At 64.6% G+C, this 3,335-nt stretch carries 4 protein-coding genes; all 4 read right to left on the reverse strand.

Annotation, left to right across the window (positions count from 1 at the left end; translation table 11 throughout):
• The coding region (locus tag VTU_RS25580) for a POTRA domain-containing protein (RefSeq protein ID WP_010100988.1) at positions 1–501 on the reverse strand (501 nt) is incomplete at its 3' end.
• Positions 502–689: 188 nt separating this feature from the next.
• Positions 690–1,877: a vWA domain-containing protein gene (locus VTU_RS0103925; RefSeq protein WP_010100990.1), complete on the reverse strand. Its 1,188-nt coding sequence runs from the start codon at positions 1,875–1,877 to the stop codon at positions 690–692.
• A 36-nt stretch (positions 1,878–1,913) separates the two neighbouring features.
• Complete coding sequence (locus VTU_RS0103930) at positions 1,914–2,513, reverse strand: GNAT family N-acetyltransferase (RefSeq protein ID WP_010100991.1); 600 nt, start codon at positions 2,511–2,513, stop codon at positions 1,914–1,916.
• Positions 2,514–2,555: 42 nt separating this feature from the next.
• Positions 2,556–3,335 (reverse strand): AAA family ATPase (locus tag VTU_RS0103935; RefSeq protein WP_010100993.1); only part of this gene is annotated, 780 nt, incomplete at its 5' end.

Consider the following 3,335-nt stretch of genomic DNA (forward strand, 5'->3'; position numbering starts at 1 on the left):
TTCTTTCTTGTCCGCTTTGCCGCCCTCTTCGGGCTTGCCATCGGCAAAGGCGATGTTTGCGTTCACGATCCGGGTTTGCGGGCCCGGTTGCACGCCGATCCGCACGCTGCGCGGAGCGGTCTGGTCGTCCGGGGTTTCGATCAGTTCGATCGTGATGGTGGGGGCAAAGTAGCCCATCGTTCCCAGCAATTCGCGGGCGTTCGCGTCCGCAGCGCCCAGCAGGCGCTGCAGTTCGCTCGCCTGCAGGTCGGGCAGGTTGCGAAAGCGCTGCAACTCCAGATGGCGCTCCAGCGTCTCGCGCACGTCGTCCGGTGCCTGCACCTGCACGCTGAACGCGGGGGGAGCCGCGGCGCCCTCCAGCGCCGGGTCCTTGTCGGCGCCGAACGGCAGCAGGCTACAGCCTGGCAGGCACAGCGCGCTGCCAAGCAGCAGCGCCAGCAGTGCCGGCCATGAGGGCGGCGTGGGAAATGCGACGCCGGGGCGCAGGACGCGAAAGCTCACGAGGAAACAGGTTTTGCGGTGGTGGCAATCAAACGGAGTGGTCCGGGCGATCCCGCAGGGAAGCGCCCACGACCGAAACGCGACTATGCCCCAAAAAGCAATTGCCCTTGGTCAGACAGTTTCGCATGTTGCAGGTGGATAAAGGGACCTGCCGTGCGTGCGGCGCCGGCCGCCAAGGACCCGGGTGCCTATTTTGACAGCAGCCGCATGCTCTCTTCGATCCCCTTGAGGGACAAGGGGTACATGCGGTTGCCGACGAGTTGCTGGATGATGCCCACGCTCTGGCGGTACGGCCACACGCCCTGGGGCTCGGGGTTGATCCAGGCATGCCGGGGGAAGGCGTGCGTGAGGCGTTGCAGCCATTCGGCGCCCGGCTCTTCGTTGTGGTATTCCACGCTGCCGCCGGGCTGCAGGATCTCGTAGGGGCTCATGGTGGCGTCGCCCACGAAGATCAGCTTGTAGTCCTTGTTGTACTTGCGGATGATGTCCCGGGTGGGGAATTTTTCCGCGAAGCGGCGGCGGTTGTTCTTCCACATGTGGTCGTACACGCAGTTGTGGAAGTAATAGAACTCCAGGTGCTTGAACTCGGTCTTCGCGGCGGAGAAAAGCTCTTGCACGCGCTGGATGTGCTCGTCCATGGTGCCGCCCACGTCCATGAGCAGCAGCAGTTTCACGGTGTTGTGGCGCTCGGGGAGCATCCTGATGTCGAGGTAGCCCGCGTTCACCGCCGTGCTGCGGATGGTGCCGGGCAGGTCCAGTTCCAGTTCCTGCCCCTCGCGGGCGAACCTGCGCAGGCGGCGCAGCGCCACCTTGATGTTGCGCGTTCCGAGTTCCTGCTGATCGTCGTAGTCCCGGTAGACGCGCTTCTCCCACACCTTCACGGCGCTCCGGTTGCGGCTCGCGCCGCCGATGCGGATTCCCTGCGGGTTGTAGCCGCCGTGGCCAAAGGGGCTGGTTCCGCCCGTGCCGATCCACTTGTTGCCACCCGCGTGGCGCTCCTGCTGCTCTTCGAGGCGCTTTCTCAGCGTCTCCATGAGTTCGTCCCAGCCCATCTTTTCGATGGCCGCCTTCTGCTCGGGTGTGAGCGCGTTTTCCAGGGTTTTGCGCAGCCAGTCGGCCGGAATCTCCCGGCCGAAGTCGGTGCGCATTTCCACGCCCTTGAAGTAGGCGCCGAAGGCGCGGTCGAACCGGTCGTAGTGCTTTTCGTCCTTGACCAGGATCAGGCGCGAGAGGCTGTAGAAATCGTCCAGGCTCCAGGCGTCATCCGACCCGGGGCCCGCCACGCCGGCTTGCAGCGCCTGGAGCAGGGTGAGAAATTCCTTGACGGACACCGGCAACCGGGCCGAACGCAGGGTGTAGAAGAAGTCGATCAGCATGGTTTGGTCCCCGGCGCCTGCGCTGCGTGCCACATGTCAATCGGACACGTGTTGCTCCAACAGGTAGAGCAGCTGTGTCCTGGCCTCGGGCCACTCGCCCGAGCGCATGCTGTACATCACCGTGTCGCGGATGGTTCCGTCGCGGCGCAGCGCGTGGCCGCGCAGCACGCCGTCCTTCTTGGCGCCGAGTCGCTCAATGGCTTTTTGCGAAGCAAAGTTGTAGTTGTCGGTGCGCCAGCCCACCACGTGGCAGCCCAGGGTGTCAAAGGCGTGGCCCATGAGCAGCAGCTTGACCGTGGTGTTGACGTGGGTGCGCTGCACGCTTTTGCGGTACCAGGTGTAGCCAATCTCCACGCGTCTGACTGCGGGGATGATGTCGTGGTAGCTGCTACAGCCCAGCACTTCGTCCGTGGCGTCGTCGAGCACGGCAAAGGCGAAGCGGTTGCCGTCCGCGCGCATTGCGAGCGCGGCCTCGATGTAGGCGCGGGTGTCTTGCGGCTCGGGAACCGAGGTCACGCGCAGCCGCCACAAGGCGCCATCGGCGGCGGCCGCGCGCAGCCCCGCTTCATGCTCCAGCGCCAGGGGTTCCAGGCGCACGCCGCGCGCGCGCAGGGTGACGGGTTCTACAAAGGCCATGGCCATGATCTTGTGTCTCCATCGATCCGGGGTTTCTTGCCGTCACCGGTTGCGCTGGTTCATGAAAACCAGCCTTTCAAACAGGCTCACGTCCTGCTCGTTCTTGAGCAGCGCACCCACCAGCGGCGGCACGGTGGGCTTGTGGTCGGCGCTTTGCAGCGCCGTGGGCGCAATGTCTTCGGCCACCAGCAGTTTGAGCCAGTCGAGCAGTTCGCTGGTCGAGGGTTTCTTTTTCAGGCCCGGCAGGTCGCGCATCCCGTAGAACGCCTGCAGCGCCGCGCCAAGCAGCTCGCTCCTGAGCGTGGGGAAATGCACGTTCACGATCTGGCGCATCGTCTCGGCCTCGGGGAACTTGATGAAGTGAAAGAAGCAACGGCGCAGAAAGGCGTCGGGCAGATCTTTTTCGTTGTTCGAGGTAATGAATACCAGCGGGCGGTGCCGGGCCCGGACGAGTTCACGCGTCTCGTAGCAATAAAACTCCATGCGGTCAATCTCGCGCAGCAGGTCGTTCGGAAACTCGATGTCGGCCTTGTCGATCTCGTCGATCAGCAGCGCCACCGGGCTCTCGGCGGTGAAGGCCTGCCAGAGCACGCCGCGCACGATGTAGTTGCGGATGTCATGGACGCGCTCCGCGCTGTCGCCCGTGTCGAGTTGGCTGTCGCGCAGGCGGCTTACGGCGTCGTACTCGTACAGCCCCTGCTGCGCCTTGGTGGTGGACTTGATGTGCCATTGCAGCAGCGGTATGCCGAGCGCCTGCGCCACCTCCTCGGCAAGCATTGTCTTGCCGGTACCCGGCTCGCCTTTGATGAGCAGCGGGCGTTG

This window comes from Verminephrobacter aporrectodeae subsp. tuberculatae At4 (assembly GCF_000193225.1).
Lineage (GTDB): Bacteria > Pseudomonadota > Gammaproteobacteria > Burkholderiales > Burkholderiaceae_C > Acidovorax > Acidovorax aporrectodeae.